22 protein-coding genes are annotated in these 25,117 nt (G+C 31.9%); 9 read left to right on the top strand and 13 right to left on the bottom strand.

The features are described from left to right. Positions 1 to 109 precede the first annotated feature (109 nt). Together ABNT61_RS11345 and ABNT61_RS11350 are read right to left on the bottom strand one after the other, a co-directional pair. Complete coding sequence (locus ABNT61_RS11345) at positions 110 to 2,011, bottom strand: amidophosphoribosyltransferase (RefSeq protein ID WP_348724756.1); 1,902 nt, start codon at positions 2,009 to 2,011, stop codon at positions 110 to 112. Positions 2,012 to 2,085: 74 nt separating this feature from the next. Then, positions 2,086 to 3,012 carry a PfkB family carbohydrate kinase gene (locus ABNT61_RS11350; protein ID WP_348710954.1) on the bottom strand — a complete coding sequence of 309 codons (927 nt, stop codon included), beginning with the start codon at positions 3,010 to 3,012 and terminating at the stop codon, positions 2,086 to 2,088. Positions 3,013 to 3,087: 75 nt separating this feature from the next. Here ABNT61_RS11350 and ABNT61_RS11355 point away from each other — a divergent pair, with 75 nt between their 5' ends. The 7 genes from ABNT61_RS11355 (at position 3,088) to ABNT61_RS11385 (ending at position 8,077) form a co-directional block, all read left to right on the top strand. Next, positions 3,088 to 3,513, top strand: coding sequence for a SufE family protein (locus ABNT61_RS11355; RefSeq protein ID WP_348743297.1), 426 nt, complete (start codon positions 3,088 to 3,090; stop codon positions 3,511 to 3,513). Between the two features lie 16 nt (positions 3,514 to 3,529). Then, a complete protein-coding gene (locus ABNT61_RS11360; protein WP_348743298.1) occupies positions 3,530 to 4,291 on the top strand; it encodes a hypothetical protein in 762 nt (253 codons plus the stop codon). Between the two features lie 4 nt (positions 4,292 to 4,295). After that, complete coding sequence (locus tag ABNT61_RS11365; RefSeq protein ID WP_348743299.1) at positions 4,296 to 4,616, top strand: DUF59 domain-containing protein; 321 nt, start codon at positions 4,296 to 4,298, stop codon at positions 4,614 to 4,616. Between the two features lie 10 nt (positions 4,617 to 4,626). Continuing rightward, complete coding sequence (locus ABNT61_RS11370) at positions 4,627 to 5,133, top strand: DUF2480 family protein (RefSeq protein ID WP_348710949.1); 507 nt, start codon at positions 4,627 to 4,629, stop codon at positions 5,131 to 5,133. Between the two features lie 16 nt (positions 5,134 to 5,149). Beyond that, positions 5,150 to 6,013 (top strand): DUF3078 domain-containing protein, encoded by an 864-nt coding sequence (locus tag ABNT61_RS11375; RefSeq protein WP_348743300.1) that lies wholly within the window; start codon positions 5,150 to 5,152, stop codon positions 6,011 to 6,013. An 85-nt stretch (positions 6,014 to 6,098) separates the two neighbouring features. Next, entirely contained in the window at positions 6,099 to 6,929 is an 831-nt protein-coding gene (locus tag ABNT61_RS11380) for a DUF3078 domain-containing protein (RefSeq protein WP_348710945.1), read from the top strand. Between the two features lie 74 nt (positions 6,930 to 7,003). Continuing rightward, positions 7,004 to 8,077 carry a hemolysin family protein gene (locus tag ABNT61_RS11385; RefSeq protein ID WP_348743301.1) on the top strand — a complete coding sequence of 358 codons (1,074 nt, stop codon included), beginning with the start codon at positions 7,004 to 7,006 and terminating at the stop codon, positions 8,075 to 8,077. Between the two features lie 91 nt (positions 8,078 to 8,168). Here the strand turns inward: ABNT61_RS11385 and ABNT61_RS11390 are convergent, their stop codons facing one another. The 6 genes from ABNT61_RS11390 to ABNT61_RS11415 form a co-directional block, all read right to left on the bottom strand. Further along, a complete protein-coding gene (locus ABNT61_RS11390; RefSeq protein ID WP_348743302.1) occupies positions 8,169 to 11,075 on the bottom strand; it encodes a TonB-dependent receptor plug domain-containing protein in 2,907 nt (968 codons plus the stop codon). Positions 11,076 to 11,108: 33 nt separating this feature from the next. Next, positions 11,109 to 11,849, bottom strand: coding sequence for an energy transducer TonB (locus ABNT61_RS11395; protein WP_348710939.1), 741 nt, complete (start codon positions 11,847 to 11,849; stop codon positions 11,109 to 11,111). Positions 11,850 to 12,002: 153 nt separating this feature from the next. Continuing rightward, positions 12,003 to 14,858: a carboxypeptidase-like regulatory domain-containing protein gene (locus tag ABNT61_RS11400; RefSeq protein WP_348743303.1), complete on the bottom strand. Its 2,856-nt coding sequence runs from the start codon at positions 14,856 to 14,858 to the stop codon at positions 12,003 to 12,005. A 48-nt stretch (positions 14,859 to 14,906) separates the two neighbouring features. After that, positions 14,907 to 15,620, bottom strand: coding sequence for an energy transducer TonB (locus ABNT61_RS11405; RefSeq protein WP_348710936.1), 714 nt, complete (start codon positions 15,618 to 15,620; stop codon positions 14,907 to 14,909). Positions 15,621 to 15,806: 186 nt separating this feature from the next. After that, entirely contained in the window at positions 15,807 to 16,997 is a 1,191-nt protein-coding gene (gene hflX / locus ABNT61_RS11410) for a GTPase HflX (protein WP_348743304.1), read from the bottom strand. Positions 16,998 to 17,059: 62 nt separating this feature from the next. Beyond that, complete coding sequence (locus ABNT61_RS11415) at positions 17,060 to 17,623, bottom strand: class I SAM-dependent methyltransferase (protein ID WP_348724746.1); 564 nt, start codon at positions 17,621 to 17,623, stop codon at positions 17,060 to 17,062. Positions 17,624 to 17,788: 165 nt separating this feature from the next. On the opposite strand from ABNT61_RS11415, the gene ABNT61_RS11420 reads away from it, so the two are divergent. Both ABNT61_RS11420 and ABNT61_RS11425 read left to right on the top strand, forming a co-directional pair. Beyond that, on the top strand, positions 17,789 to 18,361 hold the full coding sequence (locus ABNT61_RS11420) for a ComF family protein (protein WP_348743305.1): 573 nt from the start codon (positions 17,789 to 17,791) through the stop codon (positions 18,359 to 18,361). 45 nt (positions 18,362 to 18,406) lie between these two features. Further along, positions 18,407 to 20,023 (top strand): Ig-like domain-containing protein, encoded by a 1,617-nt coding sequence (locus tag ABNT61_RS11425; protein WP_348743306.1) that lies wholly within the window; start codon positions 18,407 to 18,409, stop codon positions 20,021 to 20,023. Between the two features lie 36 nt (positions 20,024 to 20,059). Here ABNT61_RS11425 and ABNT61_RS11430 read toward each other — a convergent pair whose 3' ends face one another. The 5 genes from ABNT61_RS11430 to ABNT61_RS11450 all read right to left on the bottom strand — a co-directional run bounded on the left by ABNT61_RS11430 (position 20,060) and on the right by ABNT61_RS11450 (position 25,112). Further along, on the bottom strand, positions 20,060 to 20,773 hold the full coding sequence (locus ABNT61_RS11430) for an energy transducer TonB (protein WP_348743307.1): 714 nt from the start codon (positions 20,771 to 20,773) through the stop codon (positions 20,060 to 20,062). Between the two features lie 94 nt (positions 20,774 to 20,867). Beyond that, positions 20,868 to 21,524 carry an energy transducer TonB gene (locus ABNT61_RS11435; protein WP_348743308.1) on the bottom strand — a complete coding sequence of 219 codons (657 nt, stop codon included), beginning with the start codon at positions 21,522 to 21,524 and terminating at the stop codon, positions 20,868 to 20,870. Positions 21,525 to 21,657: 133 nt separating this feature from the next. After that, entirely contained in the window at positions 21,658 to 23,346 is a 1,689-nt protein-coding gene (locus tag ABNT61_RS11440; RefSeq protein WP_348743309.1) for a glutamine--tRNA ligase/YqeY domain fusion protein, read from the bottom strand. Between the two features lie 65 nt (positions 23,347 to 23,411). Further along, positions 23,412 to 24,041, bottom strand: a complete 630-nt coding sequence (locus ABNT61_RS11445) for a hypothetical protein (protein ID WP_348743310.1) — start codon at positions 24,039 to 24,041, stop codon at positions 23,412 to 23,414. A 195-nt stretch (positions 24,042 to 24,236) separates the two neighbouring features. Then, complete coding sequence (locus ABNT61_RS11450; RefSeq protein ID WP_348743311.1) at positions 24,237 to 25,112, bottom strand: hypothetical protein; 876 nt, start codon at positions 25,110 to 25,112, stop codon at positions 24,237 to 24,239. Positions 25,113 to 25,117: the final 5 nt, after the last annotated feature.

The raw sequence follows: 25,117 nt of genomic DNA on the forward strand, positions 1-25,117 counted from the left end.
TAAAACAATTTGACTGAGTTTAAAATTCATTTGAAGTTTTCATAAATTAGTTCAAACTAAAAGAGACCGCTTTATCAGCAGTCTCTTTATAATTTATATCGCAATACACTTAGTATGCTCTTTTATTATTTCCTTCGTAAAAATTAATAAACGCTTGGTTTACTACTCGATGTCCACCAGGTGTTGGATAATCTCCTGTAAAATACCAATCTCCTTTATGTTTTGGACAAGAATTATGTAATCCTTCAACAGTCTGATAAATAATTTCAACTTCAGCGTTGATTCCATCTGTTTTCAACATTTCAGCAATTTTAGCTGAAATTTCTTCGTCTGTAAAAGGTGCATAAACTTCTTTAACAAAATTTACGATATCTTCTTTTTCTTCGGTTGCTTGTTGCGCTTTACATTTTTCGTAAACTTCATCAACAATATGATACATCTCTCTTTCTTTCAATAATTCTAAAGCAGCTTTAAATGCAATAAAATCACCAATTCGAGCCATATCAATACCATAACAGTCAGGGTAACGAATTTGAGGAGCAGAAGAAACTACTACGATTTTCTTAGGTGATAATCTATCTAAGATTTTAATAATACTCTTCTTTAACGTTGTTCCTCTTACAATACTATCGTCGATAATAACTAAGTTATCTGTAGGCTTTACAACTCCGTAAGTAACATCGTATACGTGTGCAACTAAATCATCACGACTACTATCATCTGTAATAAACGTTCTTAGTTTCGCATCTTTAATCGCGATTTTTTCAAAACGTGGCCTTTCTGATAATATTTCTGTTACTCTTTGAGCAGATAATTTTCCTCCTCCGGCTAAAATTTCGGCTGTTTTCTGTTGATTTAAAACATCTTCAGCAGCCTCCATCATTCCGTAGAATGAAGTTTCAGCTGTATTCGGAATATATGTAAATACTGTATTTGAAATATCGTCATTAATCGATTTCAATATTTCTGGGAAAACAAATTTCCCAAGGTTTTTACGCTCTTGGTAAATATCTGCATCACTTCCTCTTGAGAAATAAATTCTTTCAAATGAACATGATAATTTTTCTCTTTTCTTAATTACTCTTTCTAAAGAAGTACTTCCGTTCTTCTTAATAATTAGAGCTTTTCCTCTAGGTAATTCTTGAACTTCTTCAATTGGAACATTAAATGTTGTTTGAATTACTGGTCTTTCTGAAGCTACAACAACTACTTCATCATCCTGATACCAGAAAGCCGGACGAATTCCTGATGGATCTCTTAAAACAAATGCATCTCCATGACCTAATAATCCTGCCATTGCGTAACCACCATCCCAGTTTCTAGAAGATCTTTTTAAGATTCTTTGAATATCTAAATTCTCCTCTATAAATGGTGAAGCTTGCTTTTTATTAAATCCAGCAGCTTTTGCTTTTTTATACGTTTGAGCAACTTCATCTTCTAAAAAGTGCCCAATTTTTTCCATTACTGTAACCGTATCAGTTGCTTCTTTAGGATGCTGACCTAGAGTAATTAATTCTTTCATTAACTCTCCAGAGTTCGTCATATTAAAGTTACCTGCAACTATAAGGTTTTTGTGCTTCCAGTTACTTTGACGTAAAAATGGGTGAACATTTTCAATACTATTTCCTCCAAACGTTCCATAACGAACATGCCCTAAAAATAAGTTTCCAATGTATGGCATGTTTTCTTCTTGCCATTTTACATCTTCTAACTTCTCTGGATCTTTCTCAAAAATATCGTTGATTCTATTATTGATTTGTCCAAAAATATCCTGAATAGGTTGTGTTTTATTCGAACGAATTCTACTAATGTATCTTGTACCAGGATCAACATTAAATTTGATACTTGCTAAACCTGCACCATCTTGTCCACGATTATGTTGCTTCTCCATAAGGAGATACAATTTATTTAATCCGTAAAAAGCAGTACCGTACTTGTCTTTGTAATATTGAAGGGGCTTTAATAATCTAACTAAGGCAATTCCACATTCGTGCTTTAAAAAATCACTCATTAATTATACTTTTAGTTGTGTTGTGTGTTGTTTTTGTGTAATAAAAAATCCGCGCAAAAAGGCGCGGATTTTTATTAAACTAATTCTATATCAAATTGTGTTAGTTGCTTAAATGCTTGTAAACGAGTTTGCACTTCTGGTTTCGTTAGCGCTTCCATACGTTGTGTTCCAAACTTTTCAACACAGAACGATGCCAAGTTCGAACCATAAATAATTGCATTCTTCATGTTTTCAAAAGAGTAGTCTTCTGTTTTAGCTAAATATCCACAGAATCCTCCAGCAAAAGTATCTCCTGCTCCTGTTGGATCGTATACTTCAGCTAATGGTAATGCTGGTGCATAGAACATATTCTCGTCATTAAATAATAATGCTCCGTGCTCTCCTTTCTTAATTACTACATACTTAGGACCCATTTCATGAATTTTCTTCGCTGCATTAACTAAAGAATATTCTCCACTTAACTGACGCGCTTCTTCGTCGTTAATTGTAATAACGTCAATTCTTTTTAATACTTCGTGTAAATCATTTAATGCAATGTCCATCCAGAAGTTCATAGTATCTAAAACTACTAACTTTGGTCTTTCATTCATTTGATCTAAAACAGAAGCTTGTGTTAATGGATGTAAATTCCCTAACATAACAACCGGAGCATCTTTAAAAGATTCTGGAACAACAGGAGTAAATGTTTCTAATACATTTAATTCTGTAACTAAAGTGTCTCTTGAGTTCATATCATTGTGATATTTTCCACTCCAAAAGAACGTTTTTCCATCTTTTACAATTTCGATTCCTGCTGTATCGATTCCTTTTCCTTCCATCATATCTAAGTATGATTGCGGGAAATCTCCTCCTACCACAGAAACTACTCCTGTACTTACTCCAAATTGAGATGCTGCTAAACCTACAAAGGTTCCAGATCCTCCTAATATTTTATCAGTTTTACCAAAAGGTGTTTCAATTGCATCAAAAGCAACTGTTCCTACTGCTAATAGTTTACTCATTTATTAATTTTTATCAGTAATTTTGCACAGTGAATGCGCAAAACAATTTATAAAGTGCAAAAATAGTTCTAAAAAATGACTATCAAAGAAATACAAGAAGAAATTATCGATGAGTTTTCAATGTTTGAAGACTGGATGGAGCGTTACGAGTATATAATTGAGTTAGGAAAATCGTTACCTATTATTAATGAGACATATAAATTAGACGAGAATTTAATCAAAGGATGTCAGTCTAAAGTATGGATGCACTCTGAGATTGATGGTGATATCATAAAATATAGCGCGGATAGCGATGCTATTTTGACTAAAGGAATAGTAGCGTTATTATTACGCGTTTTTTCCGACCAAAAACCACAGGATATTTTAGATGCCGATACTAAATTTATTGATGAAATTGGTTTAAAAGAGCATTTAAGTCCAACTAGAGCAAATGGTTTAGTATCTATGGTAAAGCAAATTAAAATGTATGCCATTGCTCAACAATCTAAATTAACTAGTTAATATTTCAAAAAGTGTTATGAAAAGAATATTTACAGGCCTGTTAATTTTATTTTTGATTTCATGTTCAGAAGATGATTCATTTGTTAACAATGGATTTGTTAAGAAAGTAGAAGTTAAAGATATTTATTTAGGCAACTTATACTCATCATTTTCAGATAATTATTTTTACAATGATAAAAATCAAATTGTAAGAATTGAAAGTGAGTATGATACAAACAGTTTTTATGAAAAAGTTTACACTTATAATGGTGAATTAATTGTAAAAGAAGTATGCTTTCTCAATTCTGAGCTTATCGAAAGTAGATCTTTTGAATATGATAATTTTGAGAATCTAACAAAGCAAGTTTACTCAAGACCTAATTCCTTGAATCAAGAAATGGAAGTTATTCGTACCTATGAGTACTACTACGATTCTAATTCAAAATTAATCAGAGAAAAGTATACTTTCAAAAATACTGAACCAATAATATATGAATACAAATATATTGGAGGTAATAAAGTATCCTATCAAAAAACGGATTACAGCTATGTGGTTATTGAATATGACTCTAAAAAAAATCCTTTTTCCGGAGTCCCATATTACAATAAAATTTATGATGATTATCTTTTTCCAACAAAGAACAAATTATCTATAAAAAAATACAGCGTAAGTAACGATGAACTTACATCAGAAAGTAAATTCAAAAACACCTACAGCGGTAATGGTTTTTTAGTAAAATCAGAGTCTAACCTAGAGGACACTGGACATCAATTTATAGTAACATATACATATAACTAACAAAATGACTGAAGAGAATTTAGAAGAATTAGGAGATAAAATAGTTCGAGTATTAAAAACAATATTCGATCCAGAAATTCCTGTAGATATATATGAATTAGGATTAATTTATGATGTTTTTGTTTCAGAAGAAAATGATGCGAAAATATTAATGACATTAACTTCACCAAACTGTCCTGTTGCAGAAACTTTACCTGTTGAAGTTGAAGAAAAAGTAAAAACCTTAAAAGAAATTAATGATTGTGAGGTTGAAATTACTTTTGATCCAACTTGGACTCAAGATATGATGAGTGAAGAAGCAAAACTTGAATTAGGAATGTTATAAAACCTTTTCTATGGCTGAAGAAATTGTAAATAGAGTAGCAAATAGTAAATTAGTTACTATTGATTTAGAAGACTTCTACCCTTCTGGACAACGTGTGAAATTCGATATTTCAGATTGGTTGTTTGAAGGTTTACTTTTAAGAGAAAAGGATTTTAGAGACCAAGTGAAAAATCACGATTGGTCTCAGTATAAAGATGCTTATGTAGCCTTAGGATGTTCAACAGATGCAATAATTCCTTCTTGGGCATATTTATTATTGTCTACTCAACTAAATCCTTTTGCTAAAAAAGTAATTGTTGGTGATTTGGAACTTTTAGAAACTGTTCTTTTTTCTGAAATCATTGGAAATTTAGAAGTTGATTCTTTCCAAGGTAAACCTGTAATTATTAAAGGTTGCGCCAATAAACCTATACCACAAAGTGCTTATTCTTTTTTAATCGAAAGAATTCAGCCCGCAGCAAAGTCTATCATGTTTGGAGAGGCTTGCTCAACAGTTCCCCTATTTAAAAATAAGTAATCCCTAATTTTTAGATATGATAAAAAAACTACTATTAGTTATTTTATTGGTTAGTAACATTGCATTCTCTCAAGAGGAAAAAGTACAACAAGAAAAAAACCAAGATAGTATTCCGAAAAAATGGAACACTATTACCAAGTTGGCATTTATATTAAATCAATCAACATTTTCAAATTGGGTTGCTGGTGGAACCAATACAGTTGCTGGTAATTTAAATGTAAACTATGAATTCAATTACAAAAAGAACAACTGGAACTGGGATAATAAAATAACTTCTGCTTACGGCTTAAGCTATGTTGATAAACAAGGTGTTCGTAAAACTGATGATCGAATTGAATACAATTCTCTTCTGGGTTACAAATCGAAAAAAGATTGGTTCTTTTCTTTTTTCAATAATTTAAAAACTCAATTTACACGAGGGTATGATTATGTTCAAACACCGAAATTAGCTATTTCCGATTTCTTCTCTCCTGCCTATTTAAGTTTCGGACCAGGAATGTTATGGAAGAAATCAGATACCAAGTTTATCAATATTGCACCTTCTTCTTCTAGATTTACATTTGTTTCTCCTGATTTTTCAGGAAAGTATGGTGTTGACGAAGGACAAACAAGTAGTTTCGGTTTAGGATTTAATTTATCATCTTATTATAAGTTTTCTATAACTGAAAACTTAACTATGGAAAATATTTTGGCTTTATATTCCGATTATCTAGATAACCCGCAAAATGTTGATGTTGATTATCAAATTAATTTTTTAGTAAAAATCAGTAAATACTTTTCTACAAACCTTGGTTTTCATACTATTATAGATGATAACGCCTCTAAAAGCATTCAGTTTAAACAACTTTTTGGCTTGGGCGTGAATTATGTTTTCCTATAATATGTGACTTTTTCATTTCATATTGGTCTAAATTCCAGAGAAAGCGTAGTTTTGCGCTAACATTTATTTAATTAATTTATTTATAATGAAAAAATTATTAGCTATTGCTATAGTATTAGGAGGATTAACTCTTTCTGCTCAAGATGAGAAAAAAGAAGAACCAAAAGAAGGATGGAAAAAAGGAGGTACTATTTCTTTTCTTTTTAACCAATCTGCTTTTAACAACTGGTTAGCCGGTGGTACAAACAGTATTGCAGGTACTTTAGGAATTAACTACGATTTTAATTACATCAAAGGAGACTGGACTTGGGATAACAAGATTATAGCTTCTTACGGTTTAACAAAATTAAAAGGACAGAGTTTACAAAAAACGGATGACCGTTTTGAGTTTAACTCTTTAGCTGGTAAAAAAGCACAAGGAAACTGGTACTACTCAGCTTTCTTTAACTTTAAAACGCAAATGTCTTCTACAGATGTTAATGGTGTTCAACAATCACACTTTTTCTCTCCAGCATATTTCCAATTTGGACCTGGTATGTTATGGAAGAAAAGTGATAACTTAAAAGTAAATATTGCTCCAGCAACATCAAAATTAGTTGTTTTAGCAGAAGATTTAGCTCCTGCTTTTGGAGTTGATGCTGGTGAAACTACACGTTACGAATTAGGTGCTTCTGTTAGTGGTTATTACAAATTCAATGTTATGGAGAATGTTTCTGTAGAAAACATTGTGAACTTATACAGCAACTATTTAGAAGATCCACAAAATATAGATTTAGACTACACAGTAAATGTAGTTATGAAAATCAATAAGTACTTGTCTGCGAATTTAGCATTACAAACGATTTACGATGATAATGCCTTCAAAGGATTTCAAACGAGAGAAGTATTTGGTTTAGGTGTAAACTACGTTTTTTAAACCAAAATCATAAAACATTAGAAACCCCAAGTGATAATCTTGGGGTTTTTTTATTTTTACAAAAAAATCAAAAAATGGGACTATTAATTTTATTTGGTGTTTTATCTATTGTTTTTTCCTTTTTATGTTCAATATTGGAAGCAGTACTATTAAGTGTTACACCAACATTTGTTAACGTAAAAAAGAAAGAAGGTAAATCTTATGCTACAGGCTTAGAAGAATTAAAAAAAGATGTAGATAAACCTTTAATTGCAATTTTAACGCTTAACACAATAGCGCATACTGTAGGTGCCATTTTAGTTGGTTCACAAGCGGAAACAGTTTTTGCTGAAGATTCTGGAAGTGGAATTTTTAGTGGAGTATTTATAGTTTCTGCAATTATGACTATTTTAATTTTAGTGGCTTCAGAAATTATTCCTAAAACAATTGGAGCAACATACTGGAAATCATTAGCAGGATTTACTACCAAAGCACTTAATATCTTAATATTCTTCTTTAAGTACACAGGAATTATTTGGATCCTACAATTATTTACAAAAATGTTTGGTAAAGGTGGTCATGGAGAAAGTGTTTTAAGTAGAGAAGATTTTTCTGCAATGGCTGAAATTGCTGAAAAAGAAGGTGTTTTTGAAGAAAATGAAAGTAAAGTAATCAAGAACATGCTGAATTTTAAAGACGTTTGGGCAAAACATATAATGACACCACGAACTGTGTTAAAAACAGCGGACGCATCTCAAACGATTCAATCGTTCTTTGATGAAAACCCGACATTGCGTTTTTCACGTATTCCTTTGTATGCAGATACTACTGATAATATAATTGGGTACTTTTTAAAAGATCAGCTCTTAGAAGCTATTATTCGTGGTAAAGGAGGAGAAAAACTTGAAACTATTAAACGTGATATTATTGTTACTAAAAGAGAATTACCAATTCCTGAGTTATTTGAGCAATTAATTGAAAAGAGAGAACATATTGCTTTAGTTGTAGATGAATATGGATCGGTAAGTGGAATCGTAACACAAGAGGACGCTATAGAGACATTATTAGGTCTTGAAATTATGGATGAAAGTGATAATGTAGCTAACCTTCAAAATCTAGCTAGAAAGAGCTGGGAACAACGTGCAAAACGATTAGGAATTATCGAGTAAAGAGATTTCTACTACACTAAGAAAACATTATAAAGTAAAAAAGCCTGAGCAAATGCTCAGGCTTTTTATTTATGTAGTAGCCATTTAAAGCTTAGTCATTAATTGTCCAAGAGAAGTAGTAAACTTGCCCTATTTGTCCAGTACCTGGAGCAACTAAGTATTCGTCACCGAATAAATTTGTACCTCCGATTTTGAATTTTGATTTAATAGAAGGTACTCTATAGTTTAATTGTGCATCCATTACAGTTCTTGCATCAACATCTCCTTTTACAAATGGAGAAACCCATCTATACTTATCTAACCATCTTCCGCTAAAGTTAAATCCAAAGTTTTTTAATAGACTGTCGTTCCCAAATTGAACTTTTGCACTATGTTTTGGAGTATTAAAGTTAGGCTCGAAGAAACCGTTATCTCTTTCTTCAACGTTAAAATTTATATAATTATAATTCAACCCTAAATCAAAACTTCCGAATACCTTAGTATTAACAGCAATACTTGCACCGTATGAATTAACTTTAGATTTACTATTGGTAACAATATTAAATTCTTGAACTAATTCCTCTCCATTTGGACCTAAGTTAGTGAAAGCATATTCTGCGTAAGCATCCCAAATTAATACATTTGTATCTGGATCTATACGTCCCCCAGAAACAACTGGGTCTTGCAACTGAGCTGCTGTTAATGGAGTATTACCAAATGGAAAAACTTGACCAAATTTTGGTGTAACTATATCTTGGAAAAATACGAAGTCATTATGTATACTATAGAAACCGTTCACATCAATACTAATATTATTTGTATCAGAAATAGGGAACATACTGCGGTATCCTAATTCAATTGTTCTAACTTCTTCAGGTTTGATTTCACCATATTCTGATTTTAAAAAACTACCAGTTGTATATACAGATTCAGTTAACATGGAATTATTAATTACATCTTCACCAGTGATAACACCATCTGTAACTTGTGGTAATCCTGGGATATTAAGAATTAATCCATCTCCCACTGAAATTCTATCTAAATTATCTTTAGAGGTACCTAAATTTATTTTTCTTCCCGGTTGATTAAACAAATATTGTTCCTGAATTGTAGGGTTTCTAAATCCTGTTTGATACGATGCACGAACGATGTGGTTTTTATCAGCTCCTAAAGCATAATTCACTGCAAAACGTGGTGAATAGTTTCCTTCGAAATTTTGAGATTTATCATAACGAACAGAAGCTGTTAATTTTAATCTTTCGTCTAAAAATTTCTTTTGAATTTGCGAATAAAACCCGTATTCCTGAACTTGAATTGATTCTGTAGCATCATTAAAAATTGTTCCTCTAGAATCAGGATTATACTGTCTAAAAGATCCTCCAACTTGTACGTCTGCCCAATCGTTTAATAAACTTGCAAAGTTGTAGTTCCCATCAAGATGAGTATACGTACTTCTGTCATAAATTCTACTACCACCTTCTGTAATTAAAGTTGATCGAACATCATTCAAAGCTTCTCTGAATTCAGTTGTACCCGGTTGTAGGCTAAAACCATCTGCATACGTTCTTGCAGCTTGTAAAATTGAAAGATCAGCTGAAAAATTATTCCAATCAATTCCGTTATTGCTTAATCCAAGCACATAATCAACTCCCCAACTTCCTAGTAAGTTAGTTGCCTGAGTCCTTCTATTAAGAGCAGCTCCAGTAACATCTAAATTATAAGAATCTCCAGCATCATTTCTTGTATGATAAGCTCTAACATAAAAGTTTTCTCCTTTTACCTCAAATTTAGATTGTCCAATTGAATAGTTTCTTTGTGAGAATCTAGATGAATTTCCTTGTAACAAGTTATTTCCACGTGCTAATCTAGTTGTTAAAATCAGCTCTAAAGTTTCATCCTCAAAAGGTCTATAATGTAAAGAAGTAGAGAATCTCAAATTCTTAGATTTATCATCTATTAATAAATCTCTTTCAGCAAACCCTGTTCTACTAACTGTTTCATTTGGCAATGCTACTCCAAAAACATTCGCTCCTATACTTGCAACGTTAATACTAGTATTAAACTCATCTCCGTATATGTTAACTCCGTCATAATTCAAGGTATTACCTCTTTCACCTTCAGTTAACTCATTTGTATCTATTAATTTGTTTCTAGTATCATTGGCTAACCATTCTGTTGCTTCAAAATAGGTGAAATTAACTTTAGCAGCAAAAGACTCGCTGAACTTATATGCAAACCTAGAAGATAAATCATAGAAAAAATTAGTACCTGCTAACTCTTGATGAGTAACCCCTGTTTTATATAAAACACTTATTCCTGTAAAGTCAAAAGGGTTCTTAGTATTCATTAACAATATACCATTATAGGCATTGGCACCATATAAAGCAGAAGATGCTCCTGGTAATATTTCAACATTATTGATATCTAAATCAGATACTCCAGAAAGATTTCCTGCACTAAAATTAAGTGCTGGAGCGGCAGTATCCATTCCATCAACCATTTGCACAAATCTAGAATTAGAAAAATCAGCAAATCCTCTAGTGTTTATTGATTTAAATCCGTAACTCCCTTCTCTTGATTGAACTCCTTTAAGGTTTACTAATCCATCATAAAACGAATTTGAAGTTGTTTTTCTGATTTCTGTTAATCCAAATCTTTCGATAGTTACTGGAGATTCAATAATTCTTTCCGGAACTCTCGAAGCGGAAATTACAACCTGATCTAAAAGTAAGTTCTCTTTTAAGATTACATTTACTTTTTGACCTACTCTTGTGATTTCTACAATTTCAGATTGGTGACCAAAAGCTGAAACTGTTATCGTTTGTGGTAAACTACCTTTAACGGTGATTGTAAATTCACCATTATCATTCGATGCAGTTGTCTCAGAACCACTTACAACTTTAGCTCCATAAAATGGCTCTAAATACTCGTTGTAAACCACACCATTAATTTTTACCTGTGCAAAATTTACTACAGCACTTAAGGTAAAAACAATTACTAGTAATTGTTTTTTCAACATTTTAAATTATTATTTAAGGATTGGAAATTATTCTTATTCTTCTAAGGAAAAGTTGATTGGGAAACCGTACTTTACAGCTACAGCTTTTCCATCTTTCTTAGCAGGGATAAATTTTGTAAGTTTAGTTACTACTCTCTTTGCTTCTTCATCAAGAATCTCAGCATTTTCAGGTCCTAATGTTTTAATATTCCTAACGTCTCCATTAGAGTCAATAATAAAACGAACCCATACTTCTCCTTGAACCATATTAGCTACGGCTTCAGCAGGGTATCTAAAATGCTTTTGAATATGCTTAATCATCTCTTCGTTGAAACAATCAACCATTTCACCTTTTTTAGCTTTTTTACATCCTGTAAATAAAGGTAATCTATCTACAGTTGTAAATCTTTGTGCTTTTCTTACTTCCTCTTCAGATAAACTGTTTGTTAAAGCAGCAATATCTGTAGCAGCAGTTTTTCTTTTCAAAGTAAGTGAACTCGAAATTCCTGAAGTAGTAGAAATTTCAGACACTCCTGAAGTGTTTAAAGAAGCTGCATTTGTTGCAACTTGTTTCTTCTTTTTTACTTGTCTTTTCTTTAAAAATCTTTTTGAAGCAGAAACTCTTACAGTAATTTGTCTACTTCTTTTACTTTTACCTTTCTTTGAAGGTTTAATAGAACATTTTGTGATGCTGTTAAGGTCTTCAATTACATCTTCCTTAGGAGTTTCACAAACTTCTTGGCCAAAAATGTTAAGGGAAGCTAACAATACGATTAAAAGTACTTTTATTTTCATATATTCAATATTAACGCGTAGTTGTTAGTTTAGGTTTGGGTTTTCGCGGTGCAAAAGTACTGCTTTTTTGCGAATAATTCATTTTTTAAGATTTTTTTAACAAAAAAAGAGTTAGCAAAATGCTAACTCTTAGATAATTATATGATGTATACCCTAGTTATTAATTGTCCAAGATACATAATATTGTGATCCAATAATACCTGCTCCAGGAACTGACGTGTAATTTTCTCCTGTTAAATTAGTACCTCCAACTTTAATTTGAGATTTTAACGAAGGAACACCGAAACTCATCTGAGCATCTAAAACTAATCTGTCATCAACTAAAGCATCAATAAATCTAGATTGATATAAGAATTCATCCTGCCATCTTGCATTCACTCCAAATCCAAAGTTCTTGAATAATCTCTCGTGACCTAATTGTAACTTCACTTGATGTTTTGGCGTATTAAAAGACGGTTTAAAGTCAATTGTTTCAGCATCTACCTTAAAATCTGAGAATGTATAGCTTCCTCCAAAGTCAAACCCTCCTAGGATTTTAGTAGAGAAACCTGCTGCAAATCCATAAGTGTCAATCTTAGAACTTGTATTTGTTCTCAAGATATATCTTAATACATCATTACTTACAACAGCAGTTAATGCTTCCGTTCCAGGACCATTTTCTGGTGTAGTTGGATTATTTACATCTCCATATAATGGAGCAAACACCTCCTTAGTAGTAATGAAATCTTCGTGGAAGTTATAGTACCCTACAAGGTCAAATTCAAATAACTTTCCAGCTAAATCAACTGCTCCCCTGTATCCTAATTCAAAAGATTGTACTGTTTCTGGACGTAAAACCTCAAGTTCTGCTTTTTGTAATAAACTTAAATCTGGCGCATTTCCTAATCTCACGTCTGCTAAGAAAGCATCTACAGACTCCGCTGTAAATGAATTATTAAATGCATCTTCTCCAGTTAATGTTGCTGTTAAAGCCGGATTAGAACGATAAGGAGTTGTTGTAATTTCTCTTGTTAAATTTTCCTCTACCGTTCCTAAGAATACTCTATCTCCTAATTGAAGACCTAAATATTGATCTTGAGAGGTTGGGTTACGGAAGGCTGTTTGGAAACCAATTCTAAAGTTATGATCTCTTCTTTCACCTACAGCATAAGAAAGTGTTGCTCGTGGAGAGAATTTTCCTTCAAAGTTTCTTGCCTTATCAAAACGAGCTGTCGCTGTAAGTTTTAATCTATCGTCATTAAACGTTTTTTGTAACTGTGTATATAAACCGTACAGTCTATGTCTAATTACTCCATCATCATCCGTATAAACTTGTCCTTGAGAATCTAATGCGAAACTTCTAAAACTACCTCCAACTTGAATATTTGCAAAATCAAAATAATCAGATAAGTTCCAGTTTGCATCCGCATGATAATAACCAGTTTGGTCAATTAATCTAGCACCACCAGCACTTAACGTGGTGCTTTTTGCTTTATTTAAACTCGCTTCATATTCCGGTGTTCCTGGAACAAATCTTCCAGTTTCTGCTGTTTGTCTTGCAAAAGCATGTGCTTGCTCATTAGTAGCTCCAGTAAAAACAGACGCTAAGTACGCAATACCATATTCACCAAAATAAGTTCCATGATCTTTCCAATCGTTTGCTACGAAAATACCGGCTAATCTAGTATCCGTAGTTTGCCCTGCATCATTCTCAGTATAATAACCTCTTACGAAGTAATTCTTACCTTTTACTTCTAACTTATACTGTTCCATGAATCCTTGACGTTGATCATATCTATTACTAGCATGAATTACGTTATCTGATAAATGAAATTTAGAAGAGAAGATAATTTCAGCAGATTCTTTACCCCATGGTCTAAAGTGTAAAGCTCCATCAAAAGTTAAGAACTTTGTTCTGTAATTATTTAAATCTTCCTCACGATAACCAACTCTTGATACGTTAGTATTGTCAACAGTTAACCATGTTCCAGCAGGAATTGGTTGTCCGTTTGGTAATGGAACATTTCTATTTTCAAGACTTCTAATAATATCTCTTAAGTTGAATCCGATTTCATCACCGTAAACATTAACTCCGTCATATCCTACATCATCAGCATGACTAAAACCTGGAATAATAGTTCCACCTTGACCTGTTGTATTTCTGTAATCTCTTGCATACCAATCTTCACCATTCGTATATACAATATTTGCTTTAGCTGCAAAATGCTCACTAAACTTAAATGCCATTCTAGCACCAACATCATAAAAAGCGTATGCTCCTCTATCATCTTGAGTAGTAACCCCAGATTTGAAATACGTACTCATTCCGTGATCATCAAATGGGTTTTTACTTGTCATTAATAAGATACCGTTAAATGCGTTTGCCCCATATAATGCAGAAGCCGCACCTGGAAGAATCTCGACAGTCTTTACATCTAGTTCATTTAATCCAAATAAGTTTCCGAAAGAATATTCGAAAACAGGAATAGAACTTTCCGCTCCATCGACTAATTGTACGAAACGGTTATTAAGTGTATTTCCAAAACCTCTATTTGACGTAATAATTTTAGTAGAAAAACTATTTCCAAGAACATCAATTCCTTTCAAATTTCCTAAACTTTCAAAGAAATTTGGCGAAGCTGTTCTTTTAATATACTTACCATCAATTCTTTCAATTGTTACTGGCGATTCCATAACTCGTTCAGGAGTTCTCGAAGCCGAGATAACTACTTGGTCTAATACAAATGCTTCTTTTAAAATAACATTCAAATCATCAGATGCACTAGTTACTTGAACAACTTCTGTTTGGAATCCAACAGATGATACATTTAGTGTTACTGGAAACTTTTTAACCGAAATGGTAAACTCACCATCAATGTTAGAAGTTGCCGATGTTCCTTCGCTTGATGTAATACTTGCACCTGGAAAAGGCTCCAAATACTCATCAAATACCAATCCTGACAGTTGGGTCTGAGCCAGCATGGTAAAATTTACTGCACAAAATAACAGTAGAAGTAGTTTTCTAACCATAATAAAATGTTTGATTAATTGATTTTGCTCTCTTAAAGTAACAAAAAATTAGTTATCCTCCAAAGAGAAGTTAATTGGGAACCCATATTTTACTGAAGTTGGCTCACCATCTTTTACTCCCGGAATAAACTTAGGTAAATTTGAAACTACACGAATAGCCTCATCATTTAATATTTTTGCTCCTTTAGGTCCAAGAGCCTTAATGTTTGTTACGTTACCGTCTTTATCGATAATAAATCGAACCCAAACTTCACCTTGAATTTTATTCACCAAAGCGTCATCTGGATATCTGAAGTGTTCTTGGATGTGTTTCATCATTTCTGTATTGAAACAATCCAACTGATCATCTCCTTTTTCTCCTTTACACGAAGGAAATAAAGGAATATCATTTACAGTACTGAATTTATCTGCCTTTCTAACTTCTTCTTTTGATAAGGTATTTGTTAAAGCTGCTAAATTAGTTTTTAATGCTACAGCTTTTGAAATACCAGTAGAGTTTGTGCTTGCTAAACCAGAGCTGCTTAAGTCATTTGCTCCAGCTACTTGCTTCTTTCTTTTCTTTAAAAATCTTCTTTTTGGAGCTGATACTCGAACAGAGATTTGTCGAGCTCTTTTGTCTTTTGATTTTTTCGAAGGTTTAATAGTACACTTCGTTATACTGTTTAAGTCTTGAACTGCGTCTTCAGGTGTTTCACAAGTATCCTTTTGTGAAAAAGCATTAAATGAAAGGGTCACTAATGCAAAAAATATCAATTTCTTCATAATCTGGGGAATGACTACCTAGCATAGATTGCTCTATATTAGATAATTATACATCAACTTTACACTAAATATGTTCCGCAACAAATTTAACGAAAAAAACTATACGTATTTTTTGTTATTATTTTTTTGCTTTTTTTTAACTGTTTTCAATAAATTATTAACAATTACAATGCCAGAAAAGTTGTATTAATACAAAAAGTTGTTGTAAGGGAAGATTTTGGTATGGATTTTCATTACCTCATCATAAACCATTTCTTTAAACTCTTCAATATTTGTTTTTTCTCCGGCAGAAATAAAGGAAACTTTTTCGCTCAAGTCGTTAACCCATTTATTTTTCCAGTCTTCTAATGTAAAATGAGCTTTAGTCCTTTCTGTAACTAAATCATCTTCATCTATAGTTTCACAAATATAAGCGTCGATTTTGTTGAATACCATAATGGTAGGTTTATTGGCACTGTTTATTTCGACCAAAATCTTGTTTACTGACGATATATGGTCTTCAAAACTTGGGTGAGAAATGTCTACAACGTGAATAATTAAATCCGCTTCTCTAACTTCATCAAGTGTAGATTTAAAGGATTCAACCAGTTGTGTAGGTAGTTTTCTAATGAATCCAACTGTATCTGTTAGTAAAAAAGGAATGTTTTTAATTACCACTTTACGTACAGTAGTATCTAAAGTTGCAAATAATTTGTTCTCGGCAAAAACATCACTTTTACTTATTAGGTTCATTAAAGTTGATTTACCAACATTGGTATACCCAACTAATGCAGCACGAACCATTTTACCTCTGTTCTTTCGTTGAACAGCCATTTGCTTATCTATCGTTGCTAATTTCTTTTTCAGCAACGTTATTTTATCACGAATAATTCGTCTATCAGTTTCGATTTCAGTTTCCCCTGGTCCTCTCATACCAATACCTCCTTTTTGCTTATCTAAGTGCGTCCACATTCGCGTTAAACGAGGTAATAAATATTGATATTGTGCAAGTTCAACCTGAGTTTTGGCAGAACTTGTTTGTGCTCTACTAGCAAAAATATCTAGAATAAGATTTGTTCGATCTAAAATTTTACAATCTAAGATTCGCTCAATATTTCTTAATTGTGCAGGAGATAATTCATCATCAAAAATTGCTGTTCCTATATCATTTGCATCAATAAAGCTTTTCACGTCATTTAATTTTCCTGTTCCCAAAAATGTTTTTGGATTAGGTCTATCTAGTTTCTGTAAAAATCTTTTCACCGGAACACCTCCAGCAGTTACGGTTAAGAATTCTAATTCATCTAAGTATTCTTTGGCTTTATCTTCATTTTGTAATTGCGTAATTACACCTATCAACACTGCCTTTTCAGAAGTTACTTTTCTTGTCTCTATCATAAGCCACAAAAGTACAAATAATTAAAAATGGATATCAATTTTTGTGAAGTTCTTTCCTGAATTTAGTTCTTCGAACATTGATACACAAAAGCAGGAGGAATATTAATAGCTTCAAATTGAATTGAAATATTCTCTTTTCCGAATACGGTTTTCAATTTCTTTAAATAGTTTAACGAATATTGAAACTGAATATATTTACCGCCATTTTTTAAAATATCATGAGATTTATTCAAAATACTCATTGAAATTTCCTTTGGTATTATAGATAATGGTAAACTAGAAACAATATAATCAGCTTCATTAAAACCGAAATTCTGAATTTCTCGCCTCAAGTATTCAGCAGACTCTTTTAAGACTACTAGTTGAGGATGATCTATTTTTTGCAATTCATTATAAAAGTTTTCATTTATCTCGAAACAAATCAGTTTTGTGTTTGGTCCAATTCTTTGCAATAGATGTTTTGTAATGGCACCATTACCTGGACCTAACTCTACAATTAGCTCTGCTGAATCAAAATCAATTCCTTTTAACATTCTATCTGCTAAAAATCTAGAACTAGGAGCTATTGTTCCCGAGGTTTTTGCTGTGGCTATTGCTTCTTTAAAAAAATTAAACTTTTTACCCAAAAATTAGATCTATTTGTATATTTATAAAAAAATTGCTTCGCAAATATGCGTTTTTTAAAAGACTTTTTCAGGGTATTTTACCCTAAAATATGCGTTGGATGCTCCAACGAGCTACTTTCATCAGAAAAAATATTATGTAATTTCTGTAGTAATGATCTTCCTATATTGGAACTAGACGATCATTCTAACAATATTGTTACAAACTCTTTTTACGGAAGAACAAAAATTGAAAAAGCGATTTCTTTTCTTTCATTCCACAAGAAAAATACAACACAAAAATTAATTCACGAATTAAAGTACAATGGGCGACAAGAGATTGGTACAAGTTTAGGATTATGGTTTACTGAAAATCAAAAAGATGGAACTTTCTTTTCCAACATTGATTATATAATTCCTGTACCGATTCATCCTAAGAAAATGAGAAAACGAGGTTACAACCAAGTAAGTAGTTTCTGTAAAAGTTTAAGTGAAAAATTTAACATTCCTGTTTTAGAAAAAGTTTTATTCAGAGGTAAAAATAGCAGTTCTCAAACTTCTAAAAATCGTCTTGAACGATCAAAAACCATTGAAAATGATTTTATGCTTAACCATTCAGAAGAAATTGAAAACAAACATGTCCTATTAATAGATGATGTTATAACTACAGGTGCAACTATTGAAGCTTGTTGTAAAGAATTGTTAAAAACACCTAATTTGAGAATAAGTGTTTTAAGTATTGCGTTTACAGCACATACTTAGATTGTTTTTTTACTACTTTTGACTAGATTTAAATACCTGTTTCTTGTGAAGTTTTTTAAATACTCTTTATTTCTTTTTTCATTAGGTTTAGTAATTCAAAGTTGCGCTAGAAAAGGAACTCCTGGTGGAGGACCTAAAGATGAAGACGCGCCAATTATGGTTGTTGCCAAACCTGCACATGAGAGTTTAAACTTTAATGAAGATGAAATTCGTATTTATTTTGACGAGTATATTGTTTTAAGAGAATTGACCAAGAAATTAATTATTTCTCCTCCTTTTAAAACTCCCGCTTTAATTACTCCACAAGGAACACCAAGCAAGTATATTGATATAAAGATTCTTGATACATTAAAGAAAAATACTACCTACACTTTTAATTTTGGAGATGCCGTTCAGGATAATAATGAAGGGAACAAACTAGATAATTTTAGATATGTGTTTTCTACTGGTGATTATATCGATTCCTTAACATTAAAAGGTTCTGTAATTGATGTTTTAGAAAGAAAAAAGACTAAAAATTACAATCTATTATTATACAAAATAGACTCTGCCTTTAATGATTCAATTATTTACAAGAGAAAACCTGATTATGTTACCAAAACTTTTGATTCTTTAAACTATAAGTTTGAGAATATTAGTGAAGGAAAATACAGAATTTACGCATTGGAGGAAGAAACTTCAAACTATTTATTCAACTCCAAAACAGATAGAATTGCTTTTTTAGAAACAGAAGTTTCTCTACCGAAGGATAGCATACTTAATAAGCCTATTGTGCTTTTTTCTGAAGATCAACCTTACAAATACAAACGCGTAAAAGAAATAAAAAAAGGTAAAGTACAATTTGCATTTACAGGAAAGCAAACTGATTTAAAAGTTAAATTATTAACGGACGTTCCTAAAGATTTTAAAGCTTTCTCTAAACTCACAAAGGATAAAGACTCGTTAACCTATTGGCACACTCCTGTTGAGCTTGACTCTCTTAATTTTATTGTGACCAATGGAACAAGTATTGACTCAACTAGAGTTACTTTAAGGAAGAAGAAAATAGATTCATTATCTATATCTACCAATATTAAAAACAGGAACTTACATTTAAAAGATACGCTTAAGATATTTACGAACAATCCTATCGTAGATTTTGATAGAGAAAAGTTCACCATGACCGTTTCAGACAGTATTCCTTTAGATTTTGAGGTTAAGAAAATGGCCTTTGATGAGCTTGCGGTTTTATTTGAAGTGAAACCTAAATCTAAATATCAATTAAAGGTGCTTCCTGAGGCCATTGAGGATTTATATAAAGTAAAGTCTAAAGATACCTTAGATTACATAATACGTACTGCTCAAGTGGAAGATTATGGTGCAATTATACTAGATGTTAAAAAAGAGGTTGAAGAACCTGTTATACTTGAACTTGTTCTAGACAATAAAGTTGAAAAAAGAATCTTTTTAAAGTCTTCTAAAAAATTGGAATTTAGACTTTTAAATCCTAAAGACTACATCATAAGAGCAATAATTGACGCTAACGATAACGGTGTTTGGGACACTGGAGATTATTTAAAAAATATTCAACCAGAACGTATTGTGTTTTTCGAAAAAGAACTCAAATTAAGAGCCAACTGGGAGCTCAACGAAACTTTTACGATTAAAAAAGAGAGTCCCTAAACTCTCTTCTTGACACACTTCCCTTTTTTCTCTCCGTTACAGAGAGAAATCAAGAGAAAGTTCATATGATAACGGAACTGAAACTCCGTTTTTCTTAGCAGGTTTAAATTTAGGAAGCTTAAGAATTAGGTTTTTTGTATAGTTTCCTAATACTTTATCTTCATTTTCGTCAAGCACTTCATTGATTTTAATGTTTCCATTTTTATCAAAAATAAACTTGACAGTAATTTTACCTGTAATATCGTTTTCTAACGCCTCTTCTGGGTATTCAAAATTATTCTGAATATGTTTTCCTATTTCCGATTTAAAACACTTTAAAGTATTCATATCCTTAGTTTCCAAACAAGAGTTGAAAACAGGAATGTAATCCACTTCATTTAATTTAAAAATAGACGAACTGTGTTTTTTGGTAACAAGATTTTCGCTAGGTATAGAAGTTTTATTAGAATCCTTATTTAAACCTTTAGAATCTAGTTCGCTGATAGCTTGAACAGCTTCTTTAGCTTTACGAATAGACTTTACATCTGGTTTACGTTTTCTTAAAAATCTTCTATTTACATGACTTAATCTTAGATAGATTTGTCGTGAAGGCTTTTCTTTATTGCTGAGTTTATCATTTAAAGCTTTGCATTTATCAATGCTATTTAAATCTTCAACTACAACTACTTTGGAGCTACAAACCTTATTGGTTTGAGCTGTGATTATGTTTACTAAAAACAAGTAAACTAACAATCTTAGGGGGGTTTTCATTTTGCGAGGGGATGTTAAATTGTTGTTTAATTATTATTTGGTAAATACCTTAAGTATTTATAGAGTATTGGGTCTTATATATCTATGGTTTTAGTTAAAGTGAAAAATCTAATTGAAACTCATATGAAGATGCCACAGGTTTACCTTCTTTAAGAGCTGGTTCAAGTTTTGGTAACTTAGAAATTAATTCTACACTATACGATGTAAGTGTTTCAGAGTCATTGGTATCTGTAGCAATTACATTTACTACTTTACCATTTTTATTTATCGTGAATTTGATATTTACTTTACCGGTAATTCCATCTTCAATAGCATCTTCTGGGTATTCAAAGTTGTTTTGAATAAACTTACTTATTCCTACCTTAAAACATTTCTTGGAATTTCTTTTACCATTTACGTTGCAGTTTGAGAAGGTTGGTACAATATCTACTTTATCAAAAGTAAAAACAGAGTTCTTTTCTACAGACTTTACCTTTTTTACTTCTTTAGTTTTGGTTTTAACTAAGGTCGTCTTATCGGTCTTATTGTCCTTTCTCTTTATTCTAAATCGAGTTTTATCGGGACTTGCAGTTTCAGTAATTTTAGGTGGAGTTTTTTTTGTTACCGACTTTCTGTTATAAACAATTTCCACTTCAATATTCTTTGAAGCGCTATTGCTCTTTTTGATTTTAACAGTATGGTCGTTGCTACTCTGGCCAAAGGCCGAGTTCATCATAAATAAACTATAGAGTAACCAAATAACTTTTTTCATTTCTGAGGGGATTAAAAGTTTGGTCCTAAATAATATTGGGATTACTAAAGTAATAAAAAAAATTAGTTTTTTAACATTTTTTTTAACTAAAAATCAATAAGATAAAGAATTTGTAACGAAAATTTCACAAATCTTACTTGTTCACTTTTGCCCAAGTATCTCTTAAACCTACTGTTTTATTAAAAACTAACTTTTCTTTGGTACTATCGTCATCAACATTAAAATATCCTAATCTTTGAAATTGGAATCTATCACCTATTGCGGCAGAAGCTAAACTTGGTTCAACAAATGCCTCAATCTTCTCCAAAGAATTAGGATTTAAAAACTCCATAAAATCTTTGTCTTTGTGAGAATCTGGTGCTTCATCAGAGAATAAACGATCATAAACTCTTACTTCTGCTTTAACAGCATGTTTCATCGAAACCCAATGTAAAGTTCCTTTCACCTTTCTCTTACTCTCTTCTGTTCCACTTCCTGACTTACTTAAAGGATCATACGTACAGTGAATTTCTGTAATATTACCATCCGCATCTTTCACACAGCTCTCTCCTTTTATAATGTAAGCGTTCTTTAAACGAACTTCTTTACCAATTGTTAATCGGAAATACTTTCTGTTTGCTTCTTCCTTAAAATCTTCTCTTTCTATGTATAATTCATGTGAAAACGGAACTTCTCTTGTGCCTGCATCCATTTCTGGATTGTTCTCCGCAATTAATATTTCCTCTTCTCCTTCAGGATAATTGGTAATTACTAATTTCACAGGATTTAAAACTCCCATTACTCTATTAGCCGTTTTATTTAAGTCCTCACGAATTTTGAACTCTAATAAAGCAACATCAATTACATTCTCTCTTTTGGAAACTCCTACTGTTTCAATGAAATTTCTAATAGACGCTGGAGTATATCCTCTTCTACGTAAACCAGAAATTGTAGGCATTCTAGGATCATCCCAACCAGCAACGATTCCTTCCTCAACTAATTTTAGAAGTTTACGCTTACTCATTATGGTATAGCTCAAATTCAAACGAGAAAACTCTCTTTGCTTTGGTGCATTAGGATATTCATCCTTACTATATTCAAATACGTTATCTCTAAACCAATTGTATAAATCACGATGTGGTTTAAATTCTAAAGAACATAATGAATGTGAAATTTGTTCGATATAATCACTTTCACCATGTGTCCAGTCGTACATTGGATAAATTACCCAATCATCCCCTGTTCTATGGTGTGCTTTTTTAAGAATACGATACATGATAGGATCACGCATTAACATGTTAGGTGAAGCCATATCAATCTTAGCTCTTAACACATGAGAACCTTCATCAAACTCACCATTTTTCATACGTGTAAACAAATCAAGATTCTCCTCTACAGATCTATCTCTGTATGGACTAGCAACACCAGGTTCAGTTGGAGTTCCTTTTTGTTCAGCCATAGCTTCAGAAGATTGACTATCTACATAAGCTTTTCCATCTTCAATTAACTGAACTGCCCAATCGTATAATTGTTGAAAATAATCAGAAGAATAACATTCGTTTGCCCATTGATAACCTAACCAAGAAACATCTTTCTTAATTGCATCAACATATTCTTGCTCCTCTTTTGCAGGGTTAGTATCATCAAAACGTAAGTTTACAGGAGCATTATACTTTTCTCCTAAACCAAAGCTAATTCCAATAGCTTTTGTATGACCAATATGAAGATATCCATTAGGTTCTGGTGGAAAACGAAAACGTAAATTTTCATTCTTCATTCCGTTTCCTAAATCCTCTTCTATAATTTGCTCAATAAAGTTCAATGATTTCTTTTCTTCTGACATCTTCTATTAAATTGAAGAGCAAAATTAATGAAAATAGTTGAGCAAACATTCTGTATAACCTTAAGTTATTTGTTTAATATTTTGTACTTCTTAATTTCCTCTTGCGTCATGTTATGTATATTATCTGCAGACGCTGCTTCAAGAGTATACCAATAGAATTCTGATGGAATTTCCATTTCCTTGTAGTACTCTAAATACATCTTATGAACTTCATCTTCTCTTGGATATTCTATTCCTTCTTTTTCGCCATCCGACCAAGAATGAACACCGATTTCTGCAGTACTATCAGCATTTCTTTTTTTACCAGCCAAAAACATATCTGTTCCCCCAGAAGCTACCATTCCACCTTTAGGAATAAATGTATTTATATTTCTTTTACGAATTTCACGAGATGCTAATAAGTTAATATGATCATCAATCGATCCAGGTACTTCCTCCATAACTAATGTTTTTACCTCTGGATTTTGATCTAATACTTCCTTAAGATCATCCAATGTATTTGCATAGATGACACCGTTCATATACAAGCTATCTTTTGATGAAGATTTAAATTCGAAGGTTGCAGTTTGTTCTCCCATTACTTTCATCATCATCTTTTGTCCAAATCCTGTTGAGAAATACAGTTGTGGATAAAAGAAAAATGCTAAAACTCCAATGAATATTAATGTAATTGTTCCAAAAAATAATTTTTTCATAATGACTTTGATTTAAAAATTTGAACATAAAAAAACTCCATACACCTATCGTTTTATTGATAAGGTATATGGAGCATTTCCATAAAAATTAACTTATAACCCTCAATTTCTTCCTTATGATAGGATTATAAACTTATGTATTTGATTATATGACGTAGAACCTCTTCTAATGTTACAAAATCAAGTAAAATTAATTTACCTTTTATAAGTTCCATCGGGTAAAACAGTTGGGAATTTGTATGTATTATTTGTCAATAACGTATAAATATCCTTGTCCTTATCTTCAACCTTTTCCTTTGTATTTAGCTTCCATTCTTGTTGAATTTCACTCAAACGATTTGATTGCGCTCCTAAAATAGAAGTCATCGCCCAATAAAAGTATTCCGTTGCTTGACAATCGTAAGTACATGTTGTATCATCATAAGTATACCAGGCTTCAGAAGGATAAGTACTTGGGATGCTTGTAAAACTACCACCACGTGCTTTATCCATAGCATTAGTTAGTGATGTTCCAGCATTTTCACCGAAAATTTCCGGATATGCTTTAGAATATCCTGCATGCGTAATAATGTGCCAAACTTCTTCTAATGAAGCATCAAACCGTCCTGTTTTTCCATTTGAAACAAAACTCGGAATCGTTTCTTCATTTCCTAAATCCTGACCTAATCTTCCTGAAGGAGGATTAATTGAGTTTAAATCAGATTCAGATTTCCACATAAATAAAAACGCCTTATTCTCTAGCATTTTATCCAGAACCAATTGATTATCTATTACTCCATCTTCGTTATTATCTAAATATTGCGCCATAACATTTGCCGCGTGCAGTAATTTTGCATCTTCTACTCCTGAAACCGCATAAATATCAATTCCAAAGACGACAACCTTTCTATTAAACGCTGTCATGCCAGCATCTGTGTTGGCAACGATTTTAAAATTTGGATCGTTACCCTCATTTATTGCACCTGAACCAACTACTTCATTTCTTTTTGAACAGGAAATACAACTTATAGAAATTGAGATTAGAATTAGTACTATTGAATTTCTAATAACTCTTTTGAATTGCTTTATCATACTTT

This window comes from Tenacibaculum sp. 190524A05c, assembly GCF_964036595.1.
Lineage (GTDB): Bacteria > Bacteroidota > Bacteroidia > Flavobacteriales > Flavobacteriaceae > Polaribacter > Polaribacter platacis.

Bases quoted from the DNA above. Each gene is read 5' to 3' on its own strand.
- ABNT61_RS11405 (WP_348710936.1), bottom strand. From the start codon at position 15,620: ATGAAGAAATTGATATTTTTTGCATTAGTGACCCTTTCATTTAATGCT.
- hflX (WP_348743304.1), bottom strand. From the start codon at position 16,997: ATGATAGAGACAAGAAAAGTAACTTCTGAAAAGGCAGTGTTGATAGGT.
- ABNT61_RS11365 (WP_348743299.1), top strand. From the start codon at position 4,296: ATGACTGAAGAGAATTTAGAAGAATTAGGAGATAAAATAGTTCGAGTA.
- ABNT61_RS11395 (WP_348710939.1), bottom strand. From the start codon at position 11,849: ATGAAAATAAAAGTACTTTTAATCGTATTGTTAGCTTCCCTTAACATT.
- ABNT61_RS11350 (WP_348710954.1), bottom strand. From the start codon at position 3,012: ATGAGTAAACTATTAGCAGTAGGAACAGTTGCTTTTGATGCAATTGAA.
- ABNT61_RS11445 (WP_348743310.1), bottom strand. From the start codon at position 24,041: ATGAAAAAATTATTTTTTGGAACAATTACATTAATATTCATTGGAGTT.
- ABNT61_RS11360 (WP_348743298.1), top strand. From the start codon at position 3,530: ATGAAAAGAATATTTACAGGCCTGTTAATTTTATTTTTGATTTCATGT.
- ABNT61_RS11400 (WP_348743303.1), bottom strand. From the start codon at position 14,858: ATGGTTAGAAAACTACTTCTACTGTTATTTTGTGCAGTAAATTTTACC.
- ABNT61_RS11450 (WP_348743311.1), bottom strand. From the start codon at position 25,112: ATGATAAAGCAATTCAAAAGAGTTATTAGAAATTCAATAGTACTAATT.
- ABNT61_RS11430 (WP_348743307.1), bottom strand. From the start codon at position 20,773: ATGAAAACCCCCCTAAGATTGTTAGTTTACTTGTTTTTAGTAAACATA.
- ABNT61_RS11440 (WP_348743309.1), bottom strand. From the start codon at position 23,346: ATGTCAGAAGAAAAGAAATCATTGAACTTTATTGAGCAAATTATAGAA.
- ABNT61_RS11390 (WP_348743302.1), bottom strand. From the start codon at position 11,075: ATGTTGAAAAAACAATTACTAGTAATTGTTTTTACCTTAAGTGCTGTA.
- ABNT61_RS11370 (WP_348710949.1), top strand. From the start codon at position 4,627: ATGGCTGAAGAAATTGTAAATAGAGTAGCAAATAGTAAATTAGTTACT.
- ABNT61_RS11385 (WP_348743301.1), top strand. From the start codon at position 7,004: ATGGGACTATTAATTTTATTTGGTGTTTTATCTATTGTTTTTTCCTTT.
- ABNT61_RS11345 (WP_348724756.1), bottom strand. From the start codon at position 2,011: ATGAGTGATTTTTTAAAGCACGAATGTGGAATTGCCTTAGTTAGATTA.
- ABNT61_RS11355 (WP_348743297.1), top strand. From the start codon at position 3,088: ATGACTATCAAAGAAATACAAGAAGAAATTATCGATGAGTTTTCAATG.
- ABNT61_RS11435 (WP_348743308.1), bottom strand. From the start codon at position 21,524: ATGAAAAAAGTTATTTGGTTACTCTATAGTTTATTTATGATGAACTCG.
- ABNT61_RS11380 (WP_348710945.1), top strand. From the start codon at position 6,099: ATGAAAAAATTATTAGCTATTGCTATAGTATTAGGAGGATTAACTCTT.
- ABNT61_RS11375 (WP_348743300.1), top strand. From the start codon at position 5,150: ATGATAAAAAAACTACTATTAGTTATTTTATTGGTTAGTAACATTGCA.